At 57.3% G+C, this 21,305-nt stretch carries 19 protein-coding genes; 10 read left to right on the top strand and 9 right to left on the bottom strand.

The genetic code is table 11. From position 1 onward, the window contains the following. Nucleotides 1-6 precede the first annotated feature (6 nt). The 8 genes from BH712_RS02490 to BH712_RS02455 are packed head-to-tail and all read left to right on the top strand — an operon-like array spanning nucleotide 7 to nucleotide 8,135. Entirely contained in the window at nucleotides 7-1,302 is a 1,296-nt protein-coding gene (locus BH712_RS02490) for an anaerobic sulfatase maturase (RefSeq protein ID WP_006810657.1), read from the top strand. Beyond that, entirely contained in the window at nucleotides 1,299-2,303 is a 1,005-nt protein-coding gene (locus tag BH712_RS02485; protein WP_006810658.1) for an AAA family ATPase, read from the top strand. The genes BH712_RS02490 and BH712_RS02485 overlap by 4 nt, the downstream gene beginning before the upstream one ends. Next, a complete protein-coding gene (locus tag BH712_RS02480) occupies nucleotides 2,303-3,208 on the top strand; it encodes a DUF58 domain-containing protein (RefSeq protein WP_006810659.1) in 906 nt (301 codons plus the stop codon). Before BH712_RS02485 ends, BH712_RS02480 begins: the two co-directional genes overlap by 1 nt. Continuing rightward, nucleotides 3,209-3,649, top strand: coding sequence for a DUF4381 domain-containing protein (locus tag BH712_RS02475; RefSeq protein WP_006810660.1), 441 nt, complete (start codon nucleotides 3,209-3,211; stop codon nucleotides 3,647-3,649). Continuing rightward, entirely contained in the window at nucleotides 3,642-4,619 is a 978-nt protein-coding gene (locus BH712_RS02470; RefSeq protein WP_006810661.1) for a vWA domain-containing protein, read from the top strand. Before BH712_RS02475 ends, BH712_RS02470 begins: the two co-directional genes overlap by 8 nt. Further along, nucleotides 4,616-6,130: a vWA domain-containing protein gene (locus tag BH712_RS02465; RefSeq protein ID WP_006810662.1), complete on the top strand. Its 1,515-nt coding sequence runs from the start codon at nucleotides 4,616-4,618 to the stop codon at nucleotides 6,128-6,130. The genes BH712_RS02470 and BH712_RS02465 overlap by 4 nt, the downstream gene beginning before the upstream one ends. Continuing rightward, nucleotides 6,127-7,140, top strand: coding sequence for a BatD family protein (locus BH712_RS02460; RefSeq protein ID WP_006810663.1), 1,014 nt, complete (start codon nucleotides 6,127-6,129; stop codon nucleotides 7,138-7,140). The genes BH712_RS02465 and BH712_RS02460 overlap by 4 nt, the downstream gene beginning before the upstream one ends. Beyond that, entirely contained in the window at nucleotides 7,137-8,135 is a 999-nt protein-coding gene (locus BH712_RS02455) for an HAD family hydrolase (RefSeq protein ID WP_006810664.1), read from the top strand. The genes BH712_RS02460 and BH712_RS02455 overlap by 4 nt, the downstream gene beginning before the upstream one ends. A 38-nt stretch (nucleotides 8,136-8,173) precedes the next feature. On the opposite strand, the gene BH712_RS02450 is transcribed toward BH712_RS02455, so the two are convergent. The 3 genes from BH712_RS02450 to BH712_RS02440 all read right to left on the bottom strand — a co-directional run bounded on the left by BH712_RS02450 (nucleotide 8,174) and on the right by BH712_RS02440 (nucleotide 9,913). Further along, the gene (locus tag BH712_RS02450) at nucleotides 8,174-8,665 is read right to left on the bottom strand and encodes a GNAT family N-acetyltransferase (RefSeq protein ID WP_006810665.1); all 492 of its coding nucleotides are present in this window, start codon (nucleotides 8,663-8,665) and stop codon (nucleotides 8,174-8,176) included. Further along, the gene (locus BH712_RS02445; protein ID WP_032673836.1) at nucleotides 8,653-8,919 is read right to left on the bottom strand and encodes a type II toxin-antitoxin system TacA family antitoxin; all 267 of its coding nucleotides are present in this window, start codon (nucleotides 8,917-8,919) and stop codon (nucleotides 8,653-8,655) included. The genes BH712_RS02450 and BH712_RS02445 overlap by 13 nt, the downstream gene beginning before the upstream one ends. 88 nt (nucleotides 8,920-9,007) lie before the next feature. Continuing rightward, nucleotides 9,008-9,913, bottom strand: coding sequence for a LysR family transcriptional regulator (locus tag BH712_RS02440; protein ID WP_032673837.1), 906 nt, complete (start codon nucleotides 9,911-9,913; stop codon nucleotides 9,008-9,010). Nucleotides 9,914-10,041: 128 nt separating this feature from the next. Between BH712_RS02440 and BH712_RS02435 the strand changes: the two genes are divergently transcribed. Further along, on the top strand, nucleotides 10,042-11,430 hold the full coding sequence (locus tag BH712_RS02435; RefSeq protein WP_032673838.1) for an MFS transporter: 1,389 nt from the start codon (nucleotides 10,042-10,044) through the stop codon (nucleotides 11,428-11,430). Between the two features lie 20 nt (nucleotides 11,431-11,450). Here the strand turns inward: BH712_RS02435 and BH712_RS02430 are convergent, their stop codons facing one another. From BH712_RS02430 to BH712_RS02420, 3 genes are read right to left on the bottom strand one after another with little or no spacing between them, the layout of a single operon-like run. After that, nucleotides 11,451-12,446 (bottom strand): DUF2891 domain-containing protein, encoded by a 996-nt coding sequence (locus BH712_RS02430; protein ID WP_006810669.1) that lies wholly within the window; start codon nucleotides 12,444-12,446, stop codon nucleotides 11,451-11,453. Nucleotides 12,447-12,455: 9 nt separating this feature from the next. After that, nucleotides 12,456-13,442, bottom strand: a complete 987-nt coding sequence (locus tag BH712_RS02425) for a DUF979 domain-containing protein (RefSeq protein WP_006810670.1) — start codon at nucleotides 13,440-13,442, stop codon at nucleotides 12,456-12,458. Then, a complete protein-coding gene (locus BH712_RS02420; RefSeq protein ID WP_003857121.1) occupies nucleotides 13,439-14,161 on the bottom strand; it encodes a DUF969 domain-containing protein in 723 nt (240 codons plus the stop codon). Before BH712_RS02420 ends, BH712_RS02425 begins: the two co-directional genes overlap by 4 nt. A gap of 224 nt (nucleotides 14,162-14,385) precedes the next feature. Between BH712_RS02420 and BH712_RS02415 the strand changes: the two genes are divergently transcribed. Further along, the gene (locus tag BH712_RS02415) at nucleotides 14,386-14,934 is read left to right on the top strand and encodes a winged helix DNA-binding protein (RefSeq protein ID WP_006810671.1); all 549 of its coding nucleotides are present in this window, start codon (nucleotides 14,386-14,388) and stop codon (nucleotides 14,932-14,934) included. Here the strand turns inward: BH712_RS02415 and glgX are convergent. Genes glgX through treZ form a run of 3 tightly spaced genes read right to left on the bottom strand, consistent with a single transcriptional unit; the run spans nucleotide 14,931 to nucleotide 21,273 of the window. Next, nucleotides 14,931-17,006 carry a glycogen debranching protein GlgX gene (gene glgX / locus BH712_RS02410; RefSeq protein WP_032673839.1) on the bottom strand — a complete coding sequence of 692 codons (2,076 nt, stop codon included), beginning with the start codon at nucleotides 17,004-17,006 and terminating at the stop codon, nucleotides 14,931-14,933. The genes BH712_RS02415 and glgX overlap by 4 nt on opposite strands. Nucleotides 17,007-17,020: 14 nt before the next feature. Further along, the gene (gene treY / locus BH712_RS02405; protein WP_006810673.1) at nucleotides 17,021-19,489 is read right to left on the bottom strand and encodes a malto-oligosyltrehalose synthase; all 2,469 of its coding nucleotides are present in this window, start codon (nucleotides 19,487-19,489) and stop codon (nucleotides 17,021-17,023) included. Then, nucleotides 19,486-21,273, bottom strand: a complete 1,788-nt coding sequence (treZ, locus tag BH712_RS02400) for a malto-oligosyltrehalose trehalohydrolase (RefSeq protein ID WP_006810674.1) — start codon at nucleotides 21,271-21,273, stop codon at nucleotides 19,486-19,488. The genes treY and treZ overlap by 4 nt, the downstream gene beginning before the upstream one ends. Nucleotides 21,274-21,305 lie beyond the last annotated feature (32 nt).

Genomic DNA, 21,305 nt, shown 5'->3' with positions numbered 1-21,305 from the left:
CATGCTATGAAGTACAGCACCACACTACCCGTTAAAGCGTTACCGTCCGCCGAGAAATATGACGGCAAAGGCCCTGAATATAAGCGCCGCTTTCATGTGATGGCCAAGCCGACGGGCTCGACCTGTAACCTCGATTGTTCCTACTGTTTTTATCTGCACAAAGAAGAGTTGCTGCATCAGGATCGCCATACCGGTATGAGCGACGAGGTGCTTGAGAATTTCATTCGGCAGTATATTGACGGTCAGGACGGCGATCAGGTGGTTTTCTCCTGGCAAGGCGGTGAACCCACCCTTATGGGGCTCGAATTTTTTGAGAAAGTCGTCAAATTTCAGAAACAGTATCAAAAGCCCGGTCAGCGCGTCGAAAACGACTTACAAACAAATGGCGTCCTGATTAACGATAAATGGGCTGAATTCCTCAAAGAACATAAATTTCTGGTGGGTCTGTCAATTGATGGCCCACGGGAACTGCATGACCGCTATCGCGTTACCCGCAGCGGCAAGCCAACGTTTGATAAAGTGATGGCGGGCGTCGATGCCCTCAAGCGTCACGGCGTCCCTTTTAATGCACTTGTCACGGTTAACCGCACGAATGCCCTCTTCCCGCTTGAGGTCTACCGCTTTGTCACCCGCGAACTGGGCGCCACCTATGTGCAGTTCAACCCGTGCGTGGAGCCTGTCGATTTCAAACAGACCGCGCCGCAGTTCTGGCGTGACGATACCATCCCCGTGACCGGTAGCCGACGCGCGCACCCCGGGGATCTCGACTCCATCGTCACCGACTGGTCGGTTGATCCGGACGACTGGGGCAAATTTTTAATTGCCGTCTTTGAAGAGTGGGTCAATAACGATTTGGGCCGCGTACAGGTCAATCTGTTTGAAACGGCCGTCGCCCAGACTCTGGGGTTGCCAGCACAAATCTGTACCCACTCCGAGTTCTGCGGTAAAGGGTTAGCGATTGAAAAGAACGGCGACATCTTCTCCTGCGACCATTACGTTTACCCGGAATACCAGATTGGCAATATAGAGAATACCCAGCTTGCGCATTTGGCGTTCTCAGAACGTCAAAAAGCATTCGGGATGGGTAAGCGCGATACGCTGCCAAAATACTGCAAGGCCTGCCCTTATCTGAACATGTGCTGGGGCGAGTGCCCCAAAAACCGTATTGTGCGCGCCCCGGACGGCGAGGCGGGTCTTAACTATCTCTGCCCCGGTATCAAAGCCTTCTTTAATTACGCCGAGCCCATCCTGGTGGGGATCGCCACGCTGGTTAAACGTGACTTTGCAGGATTAAAACGATGATCGAACGCGAGAAAGTGCTGCAACTTGAACAACGAATGAATGAACAGGTTATCGGTCAGCAAGAGCTGGTGCGAATGCTGATCATTGCCCTGCTCTGTGACGGTCACGTACTGCTGGAAGGCCTGCCGGGACTGGCAAAAACGCGTGCCGTACGCGAGCTGGCGCGTCATGTTGAGGGGGATTATCGACGGATCCAGTTCACACCCGACCTGCTGCCTTCAGATATCACCGGAAGCGAGATTTATCAGCAAAACGCCACGCGTGAAGAAGATCAGTTCCGCTTTCGGCCTGGCCCGGTATTCGGCAACATCATCCTCGCGGATGAGATCAACCGCGCCTCCGCGCGCGTCCAGTCTGCGCTACTGGAAGCGATGGAAGAGCGCCACGTCACCGTAGCGGGAAAAACCTGGCCGCTGCCGGGGGTCTTTATGGTGCTTGCCACGCAAAACCCGGTCGATCAGGAGGGCACCTGGCCCCTGCCCGAAGCACAGCTGGACCGTTTTCTGATGAAGGTCCTGGTGGACTACCCGACAAAGCAAAATGAATTGAAAGTCATGCAGCTGGTCCGCGGGGAGCAACAGCAAAAATATCAGCAGCTGGCCGCCTCCGCCGGGACGAGCGCCCCCCTTCCCGAGACCTTAATGCTGAGCCAGCAGGAGATAGCCGCCTGCTGGCAGGGTATTTCTGCCATCCATGTGGACCCGACGGTCGAAGAGTACATCGTCAATATTGTGGATTTAAGCCGTCACCCGCAACAGGTGAGCGATACGCTGGCAGGCTATCTGAGCTTTGGCATCAGCCCTCGCGGCACCCTTGCCCTTGAACGCTGCGGTCGTGCGCAGGCCTGGCTGGAAGGACGCGATGCCGTGCTGCCAGAGGACATCAAAAAAGTGGCCCCGGCGGTGTTGCGTCACCGTCTGATGCTGACCTGGCAGGCCAGCGCCGACAATTGCACCCCGGATGACGCCGTACAAATGTTATTAGACGCAGTGGTGGCGTAATGAGCAGTGCGGTACGCATTGAACGTGAAACGTTGATCGGGCTTGCTGCCGATGCGCGAGCCATTTTCAATCCACCGGGGCAGATCCCGCCGGGTGCATTGGCGGGCGAACGTGTTTCACGCCAGCAAGGCCGAGGGATGAACTTTGACAGCCTGCGTCGCTATCAGCCCGGTGATGACGTCCGCCTGATCGACTGGCAAGCCACGGCGCGCATGCGAACCCCGTGGATACGCCTTTATAACGAAGAGAAAGAGCGGCCTATTTTTATACTGGTCGATCAGCGCCGCGACATGTTTTTTTCTACCCGCGTACAAACCAAATCGGTTGCCGCCGCCAAAATAGCCGCCCTGCTGGCCTGGCGGAGCTATCACGACGGAGACCGGTTAGGTGGCCTCATCTTTGGCGATGACGCGTATTCACTGCATAAATGCCGCAGCCCGGCTGGCACCTTACCGGCGCTGCTGGATGATATCGTGCGCTTTAATCACCAGGTCGCCGATAACTATCCTGAAGAATCGCCTCACCCACTCACGCTTGCCAGTATGCTGCGTCACGCCATCACGCTGATTCCAGCCGGAAGCTGGGTGGCGCTCATCGGTGATTTCCACGATCTGGATAACGAGTGTGACGCCCTGCTGGCGGCACTGCGCCGCCGAGGTGAAGTGAGCGCGTTCGTCACGCTGGATGACTTGCATTTACGCTTACCCTCCCAGGGCAAACTGTCCGCCCGCTATGAAGGACGCGAAGCTGACTTCTCGCTTTCACCCTATCTTCAGGACGGCATTAAACAGAACATCACGGCACGGCTCTCCGATCAGGAAAAGCGCCTTACCCGGCTTGGGGTTCGCGTTAATCAGATAGTCGTTGCCGACGATCTGCTCTGGCAGTTGCAAAAAGGAGTCTGAATGTTAGAGAAGGGATTTTCCATACCAGAGCTGGCGGAGCCGATCCTGCCTGAGCCTCCCTCCTGGCTGCCGCTGCCTGCCGGATGGCTGGTCATGGGCGGCGTCTTGCTGATCGCCCTGCTCGTTTTTGCCCTTATCCGTCTGGCCCGCTGGCGACGGAATTTGTGGCGGCGTCAGGCACTGGAGGCAATCACGCAATCCCACTCCGTGGACAGCTGGCTTGTTTTGATTAAACGGATTTTACTGGTTCACCACGCGCGCCAGACGATTAGCGCGTATCTGGACCCGGCGCTCTGGCTGTCAGATTTGCCGCTTGATGCGGACATTCGCGACCAGCTTTGTCAGCGCTATTGCCAGCCTGAAAACCACCTCAGTGAGGAAGAGACGTTTCGGCTGCGTCAGCAGCTACGCTCATGGATAGAGGGGCTTCCTTATGTCTGAATACCTGTCCCAAATCGATTTCGCCTGGCCCTGGGCCTGGCTGGTGCTTTTCGTACCGCTACTCGGGCGTTTCTTGTTCACCCGTGAGCGCACCGTAAAAGAGTATGTTCGCGTCCCCTTCCTGCCTGGGTTAATCGAATCTTTACAGCTTAACCAGCAGCCTGAGCGCAGCGGCAAGATGGCCACCTGTATGTTCTGGCTGGTATGGGCTTTGATGGTCTGTGCTCTTGCCCGTCCTGAGTACCTCACGCCCCCTCAGCACATTGAGAAGCCCATGCGTAATATTATGTTGATTCTGGATGTGTCCGGATCGATGGAAAAAAACGATGTTGCAGGCGGGCTTACGCGCCTTCAGGCCGTGCAACAGTCGGTAAAAAAATTCGTGGCGGCCCGCAAATCTGACCGTATTGGACTAGTGATATTTGCGAACAGCGCCTGGCCGTTTGCCCCGGTGAGCGAGGACAAGCAGGCGCTCGAAACACGCATCAGTCAGCTTGTCCCCGGCATGGCTGGCCAGCAGACGGCTATCGGCGATGCGCTGGGCGTCACGGTAAAATTGCTGGATTCAACCGGTGATAAGGAGGCCAGCAAGCTGGCGATTCTGCTGACGGATGGAAATGACACCGCATCACAATTGACCCCTCGCCTCGCCGCGCAGCTGGCTGTCAGCCACCATGTTCAGCTGCACACCATCGCGTTTGGTGATGTGAATAGCAGCGGGGATGACAAAGTTGACCTGAACCTGTTGCAGGACCTTGCCCGAATGACAGGAGGACGTTCCTGGACGGCGGAAAACAGCGGCGCGTCACTGGACGCGGTCTGGAAAGAAATTGATGCCATCACGCCGGTCCAGGTCAAGAGCATCGGCTGGTCCTGGCGCGTGCCGCTCTTTGCCTGGCCTCTCGCCGCCGCGCTCCTCCTGTTGCTGGCTTTCCAGCTCTACCGTATCGTCCGGGAGAACAAAGTATGAGCGACTTCCATTTTATTTATACCTGGAGGCTACTGCTACTGGTGCTCTGCGTTGCGCTCTGGTGGCTCCCGGCAGCAGGCCGCAGCGCCTGGTCACGGATAATGGATAAGCCGCTGGCGAAGGCGTTAATCATCGGGCGGCATCGTAAAGTTGGGCAGGCCTTGCCGTGGATAGCCATGCTGGGCGTTATTGCGCTTTCTGGCCCAACCTGGCAACGACAGCTGCCCGCAGCGTTGACGCCACAAAGCAACGTCATGGTCATTTTGCAGCAGGACGGTGCCATGCTCGCGGGCGATCTCGCCCCCAGCCGACACGAACGGATGCAGACAAAAATTATGACATTAATGGAACGTCAGCCAGGCACGCGATTTGGCCTGGTGGTTTATCATGCCGGGGCCTGGCTGACCACGCCGCTGACTGTCGATCCCACGTTTTATTCCCTCTTTCTGCATGCGCAAAAACCGGGTTTACTGCCGTCGGGTGAAGGTTCCGGTTTACAGAACGCAGTGTCGCTGGCGATGAAAAACATGCCCGCTTCACCTCGCAGCATCATTTTAGTGGCCGATACTCTCAGCGCGGAAGATGCCGCCTGGCTGGGCAAGCAAAGACTGCCGCTTCAGGTATGGGTCCCGGGGACAGCCCAGGGGGGCGCGTTACCTGAAAAGCTCGCGGGGCTTGGTATCGACACGCGACTGAACGTCTCCCGTTTCGAGGCCATTCGCAATGCGGGCATACCCGTTACGCTGGTGACGGCCAACGACGACGACCTCCCGGTTATTGTTAGCCATATTGAACAGGGCGTAACGGCGCAAAACAATGCCCGTGGCGATCTGCACTGGCGAAACGACGGCTGGATGCTGGTTATCCCCCTGCTGGGAATGCTTTTCTTCTGGCGACGACAGCTTTTTTGCTGGGTGATTATCGCCCCGCTGCTGCTCTGGCAGCCTGCCGGACATGCCGCCTGGCTGGATGCGTGGATTAGCCCGGACATGCAGGGGCAATATGCCTTTTCGCGCGGTGATTACAGCAAGGCCGCTCACCATTACACTGACCCGCTTCGACAGGGTATCGCCTGGTATCGGGCCGGAAATTTTCCGGCGGCGACTGCCGCTTTCCGTCAGGCGCAGCAAACACCCGACGTGCTGGTGTGGACGGGCAATGCGCTGGCCCAGCAAAAACAGTGGCAACTGGCGTTGAACAGCTATGACCGAGCGTTGAGCCTGCGGCCCGACTGGACGCTGGCGCAAGGGAACCGGGCGAAGATCGCCGCGATCATCATGCAGCTGCGGCAAAAAGAGCGAGACCGTCAGGCTGCACAGGGTGAGGAGCAGGATTACAAGCCGGATGAGATCAAGCGCGACCTGAAGCCAGATCAGGGTGTTAATCAAAAAGATATTCAACCCGTTGCCGGTAATACACCTCAGGTCAGCCAGTGGTATGAGAACCTTACCGTGTCCCCCTCCGGTCTGCTGGAGAATCTTTATCGTACGCAACCGGGAGGCGCTGAATGAGACTGCTCTGGCTGATCGTATTTTTGACGTTACCCTGTCACGCTGCAATGAACATTACCCGCGAGTTGATCGCCCCTGAACACGTGGCACCGGGCCAACCGGTGCGCGTCGCCGTCACCTTCTGGACCGATGGCTGGTTTAATCCCCCGCCGACGTGGCCCGATTTTCCGGTCGAAAATGGTGACCTGCTTACTACGGCGATCCCTAATCAGCTTGTCACCCGCCGTGAAGGTGGCATCACCTGGAGCGGCGTACGCATGGAGCGGCAGGTCGCCGCATGGGATCAGGGAACGCTTCGCTTACCCGCGCAGGAAATCACTTTCGCGGCAGCCGGAGAAGCGCCGACTACCGTTCAGCTGCCGCCGCTGGAGAAGAACGTAACCTGGCCCAGGGATGTACAGCAGCCCGATCGTTTTCTTCCTGCCTCCCGACTGACGCTCACCCAACAGGTGAACATACACACCACTCATGGCGACAAGGGGCTGCGGGCGGGTGACGTTATTGAACGCGTGGTGACGGTGCGCGCGGGAGATATTTCTCCGGTGCAGATCCCTCAACTCCTTTTTGCGATACCTGGTTCGCATTCCCAGCGATTAACGGCAAAAAATAGCCTTATTACGTCCGGCAGAGGCGACATTGACGGCGCGCAGCGTATTGAAACCCTGCGCTATCTTCCGATCGAGGCCGGGGAAATTGTTCTGCCGCCGATTAAATTACGCTGGTGGGACACCACCCACCAGCAGTGGCAGCTGGCTGAACTGCCTGGCAGTCGCTATACGGTCGGCGCGGCATTAAATGCCGGTGCCGAATCGGTGCTGAAAGGGAAAACGGATCTCCCTGTCAGTCTCATTGCGCTGTTTATTGCGTTGACTATTGCGGGCTGTATGGCGCTTTGGTTTTTACGTCATGCGCTGCGCCGCAGCGGTCAATTTCTCACTAACCAGTACCGTCGATTCTGGAAACCCACTGCACTTCCGGGCCTGGTCCCCAAAAACAGGAGTCATTTATGAAGCGTGTGATCCTTGGCGTTGTGTTAGCCAGCCTGTGCGGCTCTGCAATGGCCGACCCCCTTTCGGCCTGGAATGATACCGCTGCGAAAAAAGCGATTATGGAGTGGGTGAAAAATACAACCAACGCCGATCGTTCAACCTATATTCCACCGGAAAAAAGGTATGTCGTGTTTGATAACGACGGGACCTTATGGCCTGAGGCGCCTCTTACCTTTCAGATCCAGTTTGCTCTGGATGAAGTGAAACGTCTGGCGCCACAGCATCCTGAATGGGCGAAAGAGCCGCTGGTACAGTCCGTGCTTAATAACGATATCAACGCCGTCGCAGCCGCAGGTGAAGCAGGCTTGCTTAAGCTGCTGGCATTAACCCACAGCGATATCACCACCACCGAGTTCGACCAGCGCGTGGCGAACTGGGTGTCCAGCAAAAAAGATCCGCGTTTCGACTGCGGTTACGATCGGTTAGGGTATCAACCGATGCGACAGCTGCTGGATTATTTGCGTGAGAATGGCTTCAAAACCTGGATTATCTCCGGTGGCGGTATCGACTTTATGCGCGTGCTTTCGCAAAAAATGTATGGCATTCCGCCTGAACAGGTTGTCGGATCCTTTGCGCTGGGGGAATTTGCACTCACCCCCGACGGGGCTGAAATCAAAAAAACCATGCAGGGCGCGTTTAACGATGATGCGGCCAATAAACCGGTCGCCATTCATCTGTTTATGGGGCACCGTCCCGTCGCAGCCTTTGGCAATAGCGATGGCGATCTTGCCATGATGCAATACACTGCGGCCAATCCGGATGCGAAAACATTCGGTCTTATCGTCCATCATACCGATGCCGAACGTGAATATGCCTATGACAGCCATCCCCCGGCCAGTGGAAAACTGATAGAGGGATTACAGGTTGCAAAAGCAAAAGGCTGGACGGTAGTGGATATGCAAAAGGACTGGAAAACGGTGTTTGATCCGGCGCTCTGTCCGGTAACAACACGGTAGCGGATGAGTGACAAACAAAAGGGCAACTTATTGCCCTTTTACTTCTCCTGAGGAAGCCGGAGAAACAGTGTTCGTTCCTGAGTCTGGGATGCTTTAAAACCGTGGTGAAGATAGAAAGCTTTGGCGTTTTCAGTGAGTGCATGAACCATGATCGCTCTCACTCCGATATTCTCTGCCACCCGATAACAGCGTAAAACCGCATCGTGGAGTAAATCGGCTCCCAACCCATTTCCGTGTAATGAGACATCGACAGCCAGACGGGCAAGTACAATCACGGGAATCGGATCCGGCATGTTACGGCGAAGATGGCCTGTCGCTTCCGTATGGTTAACGCTGCCGGTAGCCAGTGAGTAAAAACCCGCGACCTGCTTCGTGCCCGTTTTACAAACCACAAATGTTCGGGCTGCGCCGAGCGCCTGGTTTTTCAGGCCTCTTTGTTTTAGCCATTCGTCAAGCACGGCCTCTCCACTGACGAACTCCGCCAGTTGATGAACACTGGATAAGGGCTCTGGAGCTGTTACACGTCCCACTGAGGTTTCCTTGCCAGCAGTTTTTCTATGGCAGGATCGTCCGCGACCGGGGCATCGAGCATGTCAATGAACTCTGCATACTGTTCATCGTTAAAATTGAATACACGCCGATCGAGGATCACATTCTCGGCTGCCTGACAGGCCATCTCCAGAATAAAGTCTGTACGTGATTTATGGAGGATCTCTGCGGCGGCATCGATAAGCGCCCGCTGGGATTCTTTGGCTCTGATATTGAGTTGAACATCTGATTTCATGGGCATACCTCTTGTATAGCAATTGCTTTACAAGCATAGCATAAGCGGTGTGTATAGCAATCGCTATACACACCCCCTTAATCATGTCTCACCTTCCCACTCCGCATACCGCAAGAATTTGCTCTCTCAGCCAGCGGTGACCTGGGTCGCGTTCCATTCTTGGGTGCCACATCTGCGACACCGTGATACGTCGGCTTTTGAACGGCAGCTCGAAAACGTGTACCTGGTCCATTACCTGCTGATTGAGTAAATAGAGCGCGGGTATCATGGCGATAAGATCCGATTCCAGCGCCACGGACAGCGCCGTCGGAAATCCCGGTACGACGCTCGCGATTTTACGTTTTGTCCCCAGTTCGGCCAGCGCATCGTCAACGGATCCGTGCAATGCGCCCTCGGGTGACGCGACCACATGGCCCCAGGCGACATAATCGTCCACGTGTATGTCTGCCTGCGTAGCCAGCGGGTGCCCCTTACGCACGACGCCCACAAACCGATCCTCAAACAACCGTTGCAGCCGTATTTCAGGCCCCATATTGCTCTGGACGCCAATCTCCAGGTCAACCAGCCCTTCCCGAAGATAGCGCGACGTTTTTTCCGGCTTAGGCGCGAAGCGTATACAGACGTCCGGCGCGGCGTCGGCCACAGCCGCTATAAGCGCAGGCCCAAAGGCCACCACAAAACCATCGTTTGCCCTGATAGTGAAAAGGCGCGCCAGACTTTGCGCGTTGAACGTTTCGGTTGAGGGCTGCAATACCGCCCTGGCCTCGTGCACTGCACGCCTGGCGCGATCCCGGGTCGCTTCGGCCCACGGGGTCAGTACCATGTTACGTCCGGCGCGCACCAGGATCGGGTCGCCTGTGACGTCGCGTAATCTGCTTAATGTCCGGCTCATGGCCGAGGTGCTGAGGTTCAGGCGACGTGCCGCACCTGCGACACTCGCTTCGCTCAGCAACATGTCGAGTGCAACCAGTAAATTAAAATCGGGATCGGTCATAGCGCTCATTCCTGCACATTCAGATAAGGCGTTTCATGCAACGATAAAGTGCAGATGGTGCGCCTTCCGCCCTGTAAAAGCCAGCTTTATAGTTTTGTCATCCATACACGGTTCTCAGAGGACACATGATGACGCTCTTTTCCACTCAACCCGGCGACGAAGGACTGCCTGGCCCAGCGCGCGCACGGGTGATGGCCGCAATAATGACCACCACCTTAATGGGCGTGTTTGATGGCACCATGATCAACATTGCCCTGCCTTCCATGGCCCAGGAGATGCATGTACCTGCCAGTCTTGCCGTCTGGTTCGCCAACGGTTATCTGCTCGCGGCCGCAATGACGCTGGCGATATTCGCGGCGCTTGCGGCCCGCCTGGGTTACCGACCCGTATTTCTGGCAGGTCTGGCGACATTTACTCTGACATCACTGGGTTGCGCGCTGGCGAAATCTCCTGAAGTGCTCATCGGCATGCGTGTGCTTCAGGGGATCGGCGGCGCGGCGACGCTCAGTATTGCCCCCGCAATACTGCGGTCCGTATTTCCCGGACGAGTGCTTGGCCGCATTCTGGGTTTGCACGCCCTGCTCATCGCCTCCAGTTCCGCTATCGGGCCGGTATTGGGCGGAACGATCCTTCACACCCTGAGCTGGCAATGGCTGTTTGCGATAAACATTATCCCAGGCGCCTTCGCCTTACTGCTGGCGGTCAGCGCGCTGCCGCGGGAGGCGGTTCGCAAGCAAATGCCCTTCGACACCCCGGGCGCCATATTGTCAGCGCTGCTGTTGGGGTCGACGATCATGGCGGCAAACAGCCTCCAGGACGCGACCTATCACCTCGCTAGCCTTTGCTGGACGGTTGTCGCCGCGCTAAGCGGCACGGCGTTTATCTGGCAGATCCGCCGCACGGATAACCCCTTACTGCCGCCGACCATGTTTAAAAATGAACGTTTTACCCTCGCGGCCTTCACGTCGATGATCGCTTTTGTCAGCCAGGGGATCACTTTTATTGCGCTGCCCTTCCTGTTTCAGAGCGAATACGGCTACAGTCCGGTGGTCTCTGCCCTGCTGTTTACGCCGTGGCCGTTAGGCATCGTGCTGATTGCGCCGCATGCAGGCCGGTGGGCGGACACAATTTCAGCCCCGGTGATATCCACCCTGGGGCTGATGATTTTTGTCGTCGGTTTGATCCTGCTGGCGATGTTACCCGACCGCCCTTCAATGTGGGATATCTGTCTGCGGAGTCTGGTGTGCGGAATGGGGTTTGGCTGCTTCCAGAGTCCCAATAACCGTGAAATGCTCTCAAACGTTAGTCGTGAGCATGCGAGCTATGCATCCGGTGTTTTATCCATTATGCGCACATTCGGGCAGTGTCTGGGCGCCGCCGCCGTGGGCGTTTTGCTGGCAACAGATGACAGGTCAATTCATGTTGCGCTGTGGATCGCCGCCGCAGCTTCTGCGGTATCGGTCGTCGTCAGCGCGAGCCGGTTGCGTAAAATCACTCATCCTGCGGAAACAGGATGAGCGCGAAAATATAACTAGCCCTACTCCAGCGCCAGCAGCGCAAAACTCGCCAGCCAGTGTCCGCCGCTGTAGTGACTGCCGACAACATGCTCCACGCTTGCCGAGAGATGACGCGCAACGGCATCGCGTAACGCCTGCTGCGCCGGGTGGTTTTCCGGCAGAGCACGGGCTATGTGCTTCATACACCAGGCGCGGCTGAGGTTAAGCCCGTCCAGATGTGCGATTTTCGGGTCGGTGCGGTCGCTCACCTCTGCCGGGTTCATCAGCGCTGAAACGCAAGCCACCTCCGGCAGAAACGCATCGAACCAGGCCGGGAAATTCGCCACCACCTTACTCATCAGTAACGCCTCGGTCAGCGCCCCGGAAATATACTCGTCGCCGCCCGGCTCATAATGCGCCGGATATTGCGTGTCCTTATGATAAAAGCGCGTCGCCGCGTCCAGGATCGCCTGTTCAAGCCCGTCATCCGTCACCGCCCGGGCATAATCCAGCCCCAGTGCGAGCGCAAATGCGGTGTTGTAGTGCGTGCCGACGCGGATGGGATAGGTGAGCTTGCTGAGGTAATCCACCAGCCGCTGGCGAATATCCCGCGTTAACGGTTGCAGCGTCTGGTACCAGCGCTCCGCCTGCGGCAGCGACGACTGTTTCAGCTCCTGGGCCAGCGCCAGCAGCCAGCCGTAACCATAAGGCCGCTCAAACGATGCGCGGAACGGCGCGGTAAAATAGGCCAGCTCCTTTGCCACCTTCTCGTCGGTCAGGTGTTCTTCGAACAGAGTGATGATCTCTTCCCGGCACGGCAGTTCGGGCCAGAGGCGCAGGCAGCGCAGCAGCAGCCAGTAGCCGTGCACCGCCGAGTGCCAGTCAAAACAGCCGTAAAAAATCGGATGCAGCTCGCGAGGCGGCAACACGTCGCCGTCGTCGTTGAGCAGATGCATAATGTGGTTCGGGTATTCCTGACGTAAATAGGTCAACGGCATTCTGGCGAAGGCGTCAGCCTGATGTTGCGTTAATTCCATTGCAGCTCCTTAGCGAAACACGAGGAAATACATTAAGAACACGTTCACCACCAGCAGGGTTAACGCGGTCGGGATCTGGATCTTGATGACCTGATATTTGTCTTTTAGCTCCAGCAGCGCGGCGGGCACGATGTTGAAGTTAGCGGCCATCGGCGTCATCAGCGTGCCGCAGTAGCCCGCGTACATCCCGATAGCCAGCAGCGGCGCCGGATTACCATGATGGACGTTAATCAGGAACGGCAGAGCGATACCGGCGCTTAACACCGGGAAGGCAGCGAAGGCGTTACCCATGATCATGGTAAACAGCGCCATCCCCACGCAGTAAATGACCACCAGCATGAAGCGGCTGTCCGGGTTCACAAACAGGCTGACCACCTTTTGTACCGATTCGCCGGTATTTGCCACCACAAACACCCCGCCGAGCATGGCGAGCATCTGCGGGAGGATCACCGCCCAGCCAATGGTATCGACCAACCGACGAGACTGACGCACCGCATGCAACGGCGTGCCTTTTGTCAGCCACCAGCCCGTGAGGATCGCCGCCACGCAGGCCACGCACAGCGCCGCCAGGGTGAGCTGTTTCTGGTCGAGCAGGTAAACGCCGCCGATCGAGACGCCCTTCAGGAACAGCGTCCCGATCACCGTCACCACCGGGATCATCAACGCGGGTAAAAACAGCCAGTTTTTTAGCCGGTTCGACGAGGCAACGCGCTCCTCCTCGGTAGCCATTTTATAGTGCCCCTTCCCGACCAGCCCGAAACCGGCCAGCAGCGCAATCACGATAACGGCGCCGCCAATAATGCGATACGCCAGCGACTTGCCCAGCTCCTGCACCATCAGATCGCCAAACAGGAAAATCCCGCCGAACAAGAACCAGAACAGCGCGGTGGTAAAGCGTTTCGGGTTAGCGCGATCGCGAAGGGTCATCACAACCAGCAGCATCACGACAAAGCCGATCAGGTAGTACACGCGGTTAATGGTGATGAGGGTCATCATGGTGCGATCTCCTGCGTACCCTGCTCTGCTTTCCAGGCCATCACGTCGCGACGAATGCTGGCGTCGAGGCGCAGCAGGCGCGTCATATGAATGATCAGTGCCGCAATAGCGGTCGGAATAGCCCACAGGCCGATATGCAGCGGCTCGATCCCCTCGATCCCGTTCTCTTTCAGGAACGCGTCAATCAGCAGTACCGCGCCAAAGGCGATAAAGATATCTTCCCCAAAGAAAACCGCGATATTGTCACACGCGGCGGCATGGGCTTTGATTTTGTCGCGAATAGTCTGCGGCAGTTCGCCGTATTCATTCAGGGCCGCCCCTTCCGCCATCGGCGCCAGCAGCGGACGCACCGTTTGCGCGTGGCCGCCGAGTGACATCAGCCCCAGCGCAGCCGTCCCTTCGCGGGCGACAAAGTAGAGCATCAGGATACGCGCCGAGGTGGCGCTGGCGATCTTCGCGACCCAGGCCTGCGCGCGCTCTTTCAGTCCGTAATACTCCAGCAGACCAATGACCGGCAGAATCAGAATGAAGGTGGCCAGCGATCGGCTATTCACAAACTTTTCGCCAAAGGTTTCCAGCAGCATCCCGAAATCCATGCCAACCAGCAGGCCCGTCGCCAGCCCCGCCACCACGACCACCAGCAGCGGGTTGAAACGCAGTGCAAAACCTATAACCACCACCGGAATCCCGATAAGTGGCAACAGTGTAGAACTGTCCATAAACGTTACCCTATCCAAAGTGAGCGTTGCGCGCCGACGGCTATTTTTTATACTTCGCAGCAGAGCGAAGCCGGTGCATTACGGCGCGCGATGTTGTGTTTTGCGTCAGGCTCCACAGAACCTGCACTAAAAAGCTATATCTGAACGTCAAAAACATGTAAACAATTTATCAATAAAATGTTCTTATTTTATCGACGGGTTTACATTTCGGGGGAAGGATCGTTATGACGACAAAGAAAAAGACGACAGCGTTAAACCACGACGATATAACGGACGGGCGTATCGTCTCATCCCGTCATCTCGTCTCAGAGCGGTGTGCGGAATTATCAGAGCTGGAATATGCGCTGATCATGACCAGCAATGCGTTTAACAAATGGATGGTGCGCTGTATGACCGCAGCGGGTGAACCGGATATGGGGGCCTTTGACGTTTCGCTTCTGCACCACGTGAACCACCGCAACCGTAAGAAAAAGCTGGCTGATATCTGCTTTGTGCTGAACGTGGAAGATACGCATGTGGTCACGTATGCGCTGAAAAAGCTGGTCAAGGCGGGATATGTCACCAGCGAGAAAGCCGGAAAAGAGCTTTTTTTCTCCACCACGGAGGAGGGAAAAGCGCTGTGCATGAAGTACCGGGAGGTGCGGGAAGCCTGCCTGATCAACATTCATGCGGAAAGCGGCATTCCGGGTGCGTCGATTGGTGAGACCGCGCAGTTACTCCGCGCGATCTCCTCCCTGTACGATACCGCCGCACGCGCGGCGGCTTCTCTTTAAGGACGGCGGAAAAGCGTCATACTCCGTCCGGCCAGTTCATAATCGACGGAGTCCGTGATGATCTCCCCTGTGGGGGCATCATCCGCCGTCGAGAGTTCCAGCACCCAGCCCCCTTCGCCAAACTGCGGGATCTGGAATGGCACCGTGCCTTCAAACGGGTTAAACAGCATCAGCACGTCGTGCCAGACGCTCTCTTCCTGCACAAGATCAGGACGGCTGATGGCGAGACCAAGGGTGGATCCCTCATCCCACTGTTCCGACTGCTGCGGGCCGCCACCGGCGTTAAACCAGCGGATCTCCAGCCCGTCGCGCCAGTTTTCACGTCGCAGCAGCGGCTGCTCAGCGCGAAGGGCAATCAACCGACGGGTAAACTCGCGCAGCTTCTCGTCGTTTTCAGTGAGTCCTTCCCAGTTTACCCAGGAGATTTCGCTGTCCTGACAATAGCCGTTGTTATTGCCCTTTTGCGTCCGGCCAAACTCATCACCTGCCAGCAGCATCGGCGTGCCGTGAGAGAAGAAGAGCGTGGTAAGGAAGTTGCGCTTTTGTCGCTCGCGGGTGGCGATGATATCCGGGTTTTCCGTCGGCCCCTCTTCGCCGTAGTTATATGACCGGTTATCGTTGTGTCCGTCGTTATTATCTTCCCCGTTATCGGCGTTATGCTTCTCGTTGTACGACACCAGGTCGTTGAGCGTGAAGCCGTCATGCGCGGTGATAAAATTGACGCTGGCCCACGGACGACGCCCGCGCAGATCGTACAAATCACCGGACCCTAACAGACGGGCGGCAAAATCGTTAGAGACGTTATCCCCCTTCCAGTATTCGCGCACCGTGTCGCGGTACTTGTCGTTCCACTCACCCCAGCCTGGCGGGAAGCCCCCCACCTGATACCCGCCGGGGCCGATATCCCACGGCTCACCGATGAGCTTCAGCTTCGACAGCACCGGATCCTGGGTCACGGCATCGAAGAAGCCGCCGCGCGGATCGAATCCCTCCGGCTCACGTCCGAGAATGGTCCCGAGGTCAAAGCGGAAACCATCAATCTGCATCGATTCCGCCCAGTAACGCAGGGAGTCCATGACCATCTGCAACACGCGCGGGTGCGACGTGTTAACGGTGTTCCCGGTGCCGGTGTCGTTGATGTAATACCGGTGCTGATCCGGCATGGTGCGGTAATAGCAGAAGTTATCAATCCCTTTGAACGACAGGGTTGGCCCCAGTTCGTTGCCCTCTGCCGTGTGGTTATAGACCACGTCGAGGATCACCTCGATACCCGCGTCATGATAGGCACGCACCATGTCGCGGAACCCCTGGATCCCCGCCGGGCCGTAATAGCGGGACGCTGGCGCAAAGAAAGCGAGCGAGTTATAGCCCCAGAAATTTTTCAGGCCGCGATCGAGCAGGTGCTGATCGTCAGGGAACCAGTGAACCGGCAGCAGTTCGACCGAGGTAATGCCGAGGCTTTTAATGTACTCCACCGACGCTTTATGCCCCATCCCCTCAAACGTACCGCGCAGTTCAGGCGGAATCGCCGGGTTAAGCTGGGTAAAGCCTTTTACGTGGCTCTCATAGACCACGGTATGCGGCCAGGGGATATCGGGACGGCGGGAATCTTGCCAGTCAACGGCATTGGGATCGATAACCTTGCATTTGGGCGTAAACGGCGCGCTGTCTCGGGTATCAAAACTGAGATCCAGCTCATCGTGGCCCAGCTCATAGCCGAAGTGGGCATCGTTCCACTCAATGTCACCCACCAGTTCACGGGCATAGGGATCAATGAGCAACTTATTGGGGTTGAACCGGTGGCCGTTCTCCGGATCGTACGGACCATAAACACGGTAGCCATACAGCGCCCCCGGTTTCAGATCCGGCACATAGCCATGCCAGACCTCATGGGTATATTCCGGCAGCTCCAGGCGGGCGATTTCGGTTTTCCCGGAGGGGTCGAACAGACAAAGCTCCACCCGCTCCGCGTGGGCGGAAAACAGGGCGAAGTTCACCCCTTTCCCGTCATAATTTGCGCCCAACTGCTGGCCATGACCGGCCCGAATTTCAAACGTTGTATCCTTTGGCATTTTTGTTCTCTCGATTAATCGCAGGTAAGCAGAACCAATAAACATCCCTTTTCAGACGTTAAATCCAGCGTCTCTGGCAGACGGCGACGCTCACCGGTAAACAGATCCCGGTAGCGCTTTCCGGCCAGCTCCTGGGGTATAGCCACGGTAGTATTGGCCCACAGCGTCGCATTGTCGGTGACGTCAAACACCAGGCGCGGCACGGCGACGATAAGCGCCTCGTCATTGTTTATGCGGGCATAAACGATCAGTTTCTCCTCCCGCTCGCCGCTCACCTTCAGCGGCAGCCAGTCGCCGTAGCGGAAAAGCGCGGGATAATGCGGCCTAAGCCGTAACAGCGTGGCGGTGACGTACTGTTTCACGCTGCCGTCTCGCCAGCGTTGCGCATCGTTAAAGAGGGTTGCATCCGCCGTGCTGAGGTTTTCCGCCAGTGCGGTGAAATCCGGTTCGCGTCGGTTATCCGGGTCGACCAGGCTAAAGTTAAGCCCTTCACTGCCCTGGTAGATGTCCGGTACGCCGGGCGCCGTCAGCTTGATGACCGTCTGACTCATGCTGTTCATTAACCCCGCCCGAATAAACGGCTGGAGTGCGGCACTGAAATCATGCAGGAACAGGGTGTTATCCGGGGAGAGCAGATGGCGCACATAGTCCAGCACCACGCTCTCGTACCCTTCGTTGCTGTCGATCCAGTCGGTACGCTGTTTGGCTTCGCGCAGGGCCTTCTCAATAAAACCAAGGAAACGCGCTTCAAGTGACTTAAGGCCGTCACGATCGTCAGGCGACAGCGTGGCTGGCCAGACGCCCGCCAGCGCCTGGAAAATCATCCAGGTGTCGGCGGCGTTCGGCGCGGTGCCGTCATTAAGAAATCGGACATGCGTCTGGTTCATCTGCCGCCAGCGCGCCAGGTTTTCGCTCCACAGATCTGGCGCTTCCGTCAGGGTGTAAAGCCGCGCCCGCGCGTCCTCGCCGCGTTTGGTGTCGTGGGTGGAGGTGCCCAGTAGCGCATCGGGTTGCCGGGCAAGACGAATGCGCATCTCCTGGTGAAAACGGGAAAGTGAAAACGCGCGCGGCGTCGGGTCGGCGCCGACTTCGTTCAGGGCCAGCTCCAGGTTATGGCGGAAGAACAGCGTATCCTCTACCGACTTCGCCATCAGCGGCCCGGTCAGCTGCTGAAAACGGGTGCGGAAAAGCGAGGCCAGCGCCTGGTCATGCTCTGGCACATCGCCGGTGAGAATACGCACGATCAGGCTCAGAGCGGGTTCAGAGGTGTTGACGCTGGCGACCACCCGGCTGAGCAGCGCCACATCCGATGGCGTCAGCCCCTCCGCGGTGCCGTAGGTGCGATACACCGGAAAAGCGATGAGCAGCTCGCGTAAGGCATGGCGAATGTCCTCGTGCTCCACGTCGGCGCCGTTATGCCCGGCCAGCTCGCTGGCTATTTTGAGTAGCGTGGTAAATTCGCCTTCAAAATTACGATCGGTCATCAGCCCTTTGGCTTTGCGAAGTTCCGCCTGTCTGTCCACGATCGTACCCAGCGTCTCGTCGTGAAGCGTCTCCAGCCGCGAGAGGTTGGTATCATCCACCAGCACTTCCGCCAGCGAGGCGATAAACTCATACCCCGTGGTGCCCGAGACGGGCCATTCCGGGGGAAGCTGTTCCCCTTTGGCGAGGATCTTCTCCACCGTGATGTAGCAGTCCGGCCCGGTCGCCGCCCGCAGGCGTTGCAAATAGCCCAGCGGATCGGCAAGCCCGTCCACATGGTCAATGCGCAGGCCGTCGACAGTTCCGGCGTGGACAAGCTCAAGGATCAGGCGGTGCGTGTCTGCGAATACCGCCTCATCCTCTACACGCACGCCCACCAGCCCGGTAATTTCAAAAAAGCGCCGCCATGAAAGCTGTTTCGGCGCTTCCCGCCAGGACATCAGCCGCCAGCTTTGCGCCGCGTGGATCTCAGCGATGCTCTTGCTTTCGTCATACGTGCCGGGATTAAGCGGATAAGCGGTATCATAGTAAACCAGCGCCGCGCTGTTCGTGACACTGTCACGTTTTAAGGTAATAGCTCCCCGCTCCAGCTCGGCTTCAAAGGTGTCGCCAAGAAACGGCAACGTCAGTGGTCGGGACCCGTCGATATCAAAATACGCTGCGTAGCGGCTCTTCTTGCCGTGCTCGATAACATCGCGCCACCAGCGGTTTTCCAGCGAGGTCGACATATGGTTAGGAACGATATCCAGAATCAGCCCCATCCCCGCCTGTTTAAGCGCCGCCGCCATGCGGTCAAACCCTTCTCGTCCGCCAATCGCCGGGTCGATTTCGTTGGGATCCGTCACGTCATAGCCGTGGGTCGAATCTGTGGTGGCGGTGAAAACAGGCGACGCGTAGAGATGGCTAATACCGAGGTCTTTCATATACGGAATCAGGTCCACCACGCGATCGAAGGTCATGCCGTTGCGAAACTGAATTCGATAAGTAGATGAAGGGATCATAGCGCTGCGTCTCCGTCAGCAAAGCGAACAACAATGCTGTTCGGCGGCAGGTTTTCGACGGCCTCCGGCCAGCTAAAGATCGTTTTTCCGGACAGGTCCGGTAAAGTGAGCGGCTTTTTGCCGATATTCAGCGCCAGCGACAGCGTACCGGACGGAAAACGCCAGCTCACGGCAACCATGCCGAGCGCCGTTTGCAGGACGTGACCCTCAACGGCGCCCCGTTGTTTCAGTAACGGGACGATATTACGCTGACGCAGCGCAATCAGTTCACGCGTAACGTGCAGCCACGCCCTGCCTTCCTCCGTTTCTGCCTTGTTCCAGTCAAGCTTCGACCGCATAAAGGTATTCAGGTCGTTAGGATCCGGTACGGTTTCATCGTGCCCGGCATGGCCGGAAAACTCTTTCGCGCGCCCTTCCCGCACCGCTTTCGCCAGGTCGCCGTGGAAGTCGGTGAAGAAGAGGAACGGATGCGTCTCGCCATACTCCTCCCCCATAAACAGGAGCGGAATATGGGGCGACAGGAGCAGTGCCGCGAACAGCACGCGCGTTTTCTCTGCGCCTGCCAGAGAGATAAGCCTCTCCCCCTGGGCACGGTTGCCGACCTGGTCGTGGTTCTGAATAAAATCGACAAAAAACTGCGGCGGTTGCTCGCGGCACTCTACCCCGCGCGATTTCCCGGTCTGAAGCGAGATCTCCCCCTGGTAGACAAACCCTTCTGCCAGCGCCCGCGCCAGTTTTTTCTCCGGCTCAAAGGCAAAATCCTGGTAATAGCCGTGTGATTCCCCGGTCGCGAAGACGTGCGCGACGTTGTGAAAGTCATCATTCCATTCGGCGGTAAAAAGCGGCGTCTGACCATGCTCATCGCGCGGATGCAGGAAAATGACGTTGCGACTGTCTTCGGTGGTGAGATGGATATGCCGATCCGGAAATGCGTCGCGGATCCGTTGCGCTATCTCGGGAAGAATATGGGTCTCTGCGTCGTCATGGATCTGGTCGATGGCATCGAAGCGCAAACCGTCGAGATGATACTCCGACAGCCAGAATAATGGCGCCTCGGCAATATATTGCCGGACGGCGTCAACGTCATAGGCAATACCGTTGCCCCACGGCGTCATACGATCCTGATGGAAAAACGCCGGTGAGAGTAACGGCAGGTAGTTGCCTTCCGGTCCAAAGTGGTTGAGTACGATATCCAGCACCACGGAAAGCCCGAGCGCGTGAGCGGCATCGATGAAGGCATGAAAATCATCCGGTGTGCCATACGCCGAGTGCGGGGCATACAGCAGTACGCCGTCATACCCCCAACCGCGCGCGCCCCCGAACTGGGACACGGGCATCACTTCCAGCTGCGTAATACCCAGATCGGCGAGATAAGGCAGTTTGTCGATGGCCGCCCTGAAGGTGCCTTCCGGTGTGAAGGTGCCGATATGCAGCTCGTAGATCACCGTCTCTTCCCACGGTCGTCCTTGCCATTCCCGTCGCGTGGGCAGGCTGCGACGCGGGTCGATCACTACCGACGGGCCATTGACGTCAGCCTGCTGCGCGCGCGAGGCCGGGTCCGGCACCGCCATTCCATCCTGTAAAACAAACTGATACGTCGTACCGTGCCGGATGCCGGGCACGTCAATCTGAAACCAGCCGTCGCCCATCGCCGCCATCGGGATGTCGGTGTCGGTTAAACGCAACGTGAGATCTTTCTGCCCTTCAGCCCAGACGCGAAAACGTACCACGTCATCGGAAATAAACTCAGCACCCCAGTGCCAGCGACATGTTCTGAATTCCATTCATTGTCCTCGAATGACCACATTTTACGCGG

This window comes from Enterobacter hormaechei ATCC 49162 (assembly GCF_001875655.1).
Lineage (GTDB): Bacteria > Pseudomonadota > Gammaproteobacteria > Enterobacterales > Enterobacteriaceae > Enterobacter > Enterobacter hormaechei.
Note: the sequence above shows the minus strand (reverse complement) of the source record. Positions and strands in the feature narration are given on the sequence as shown.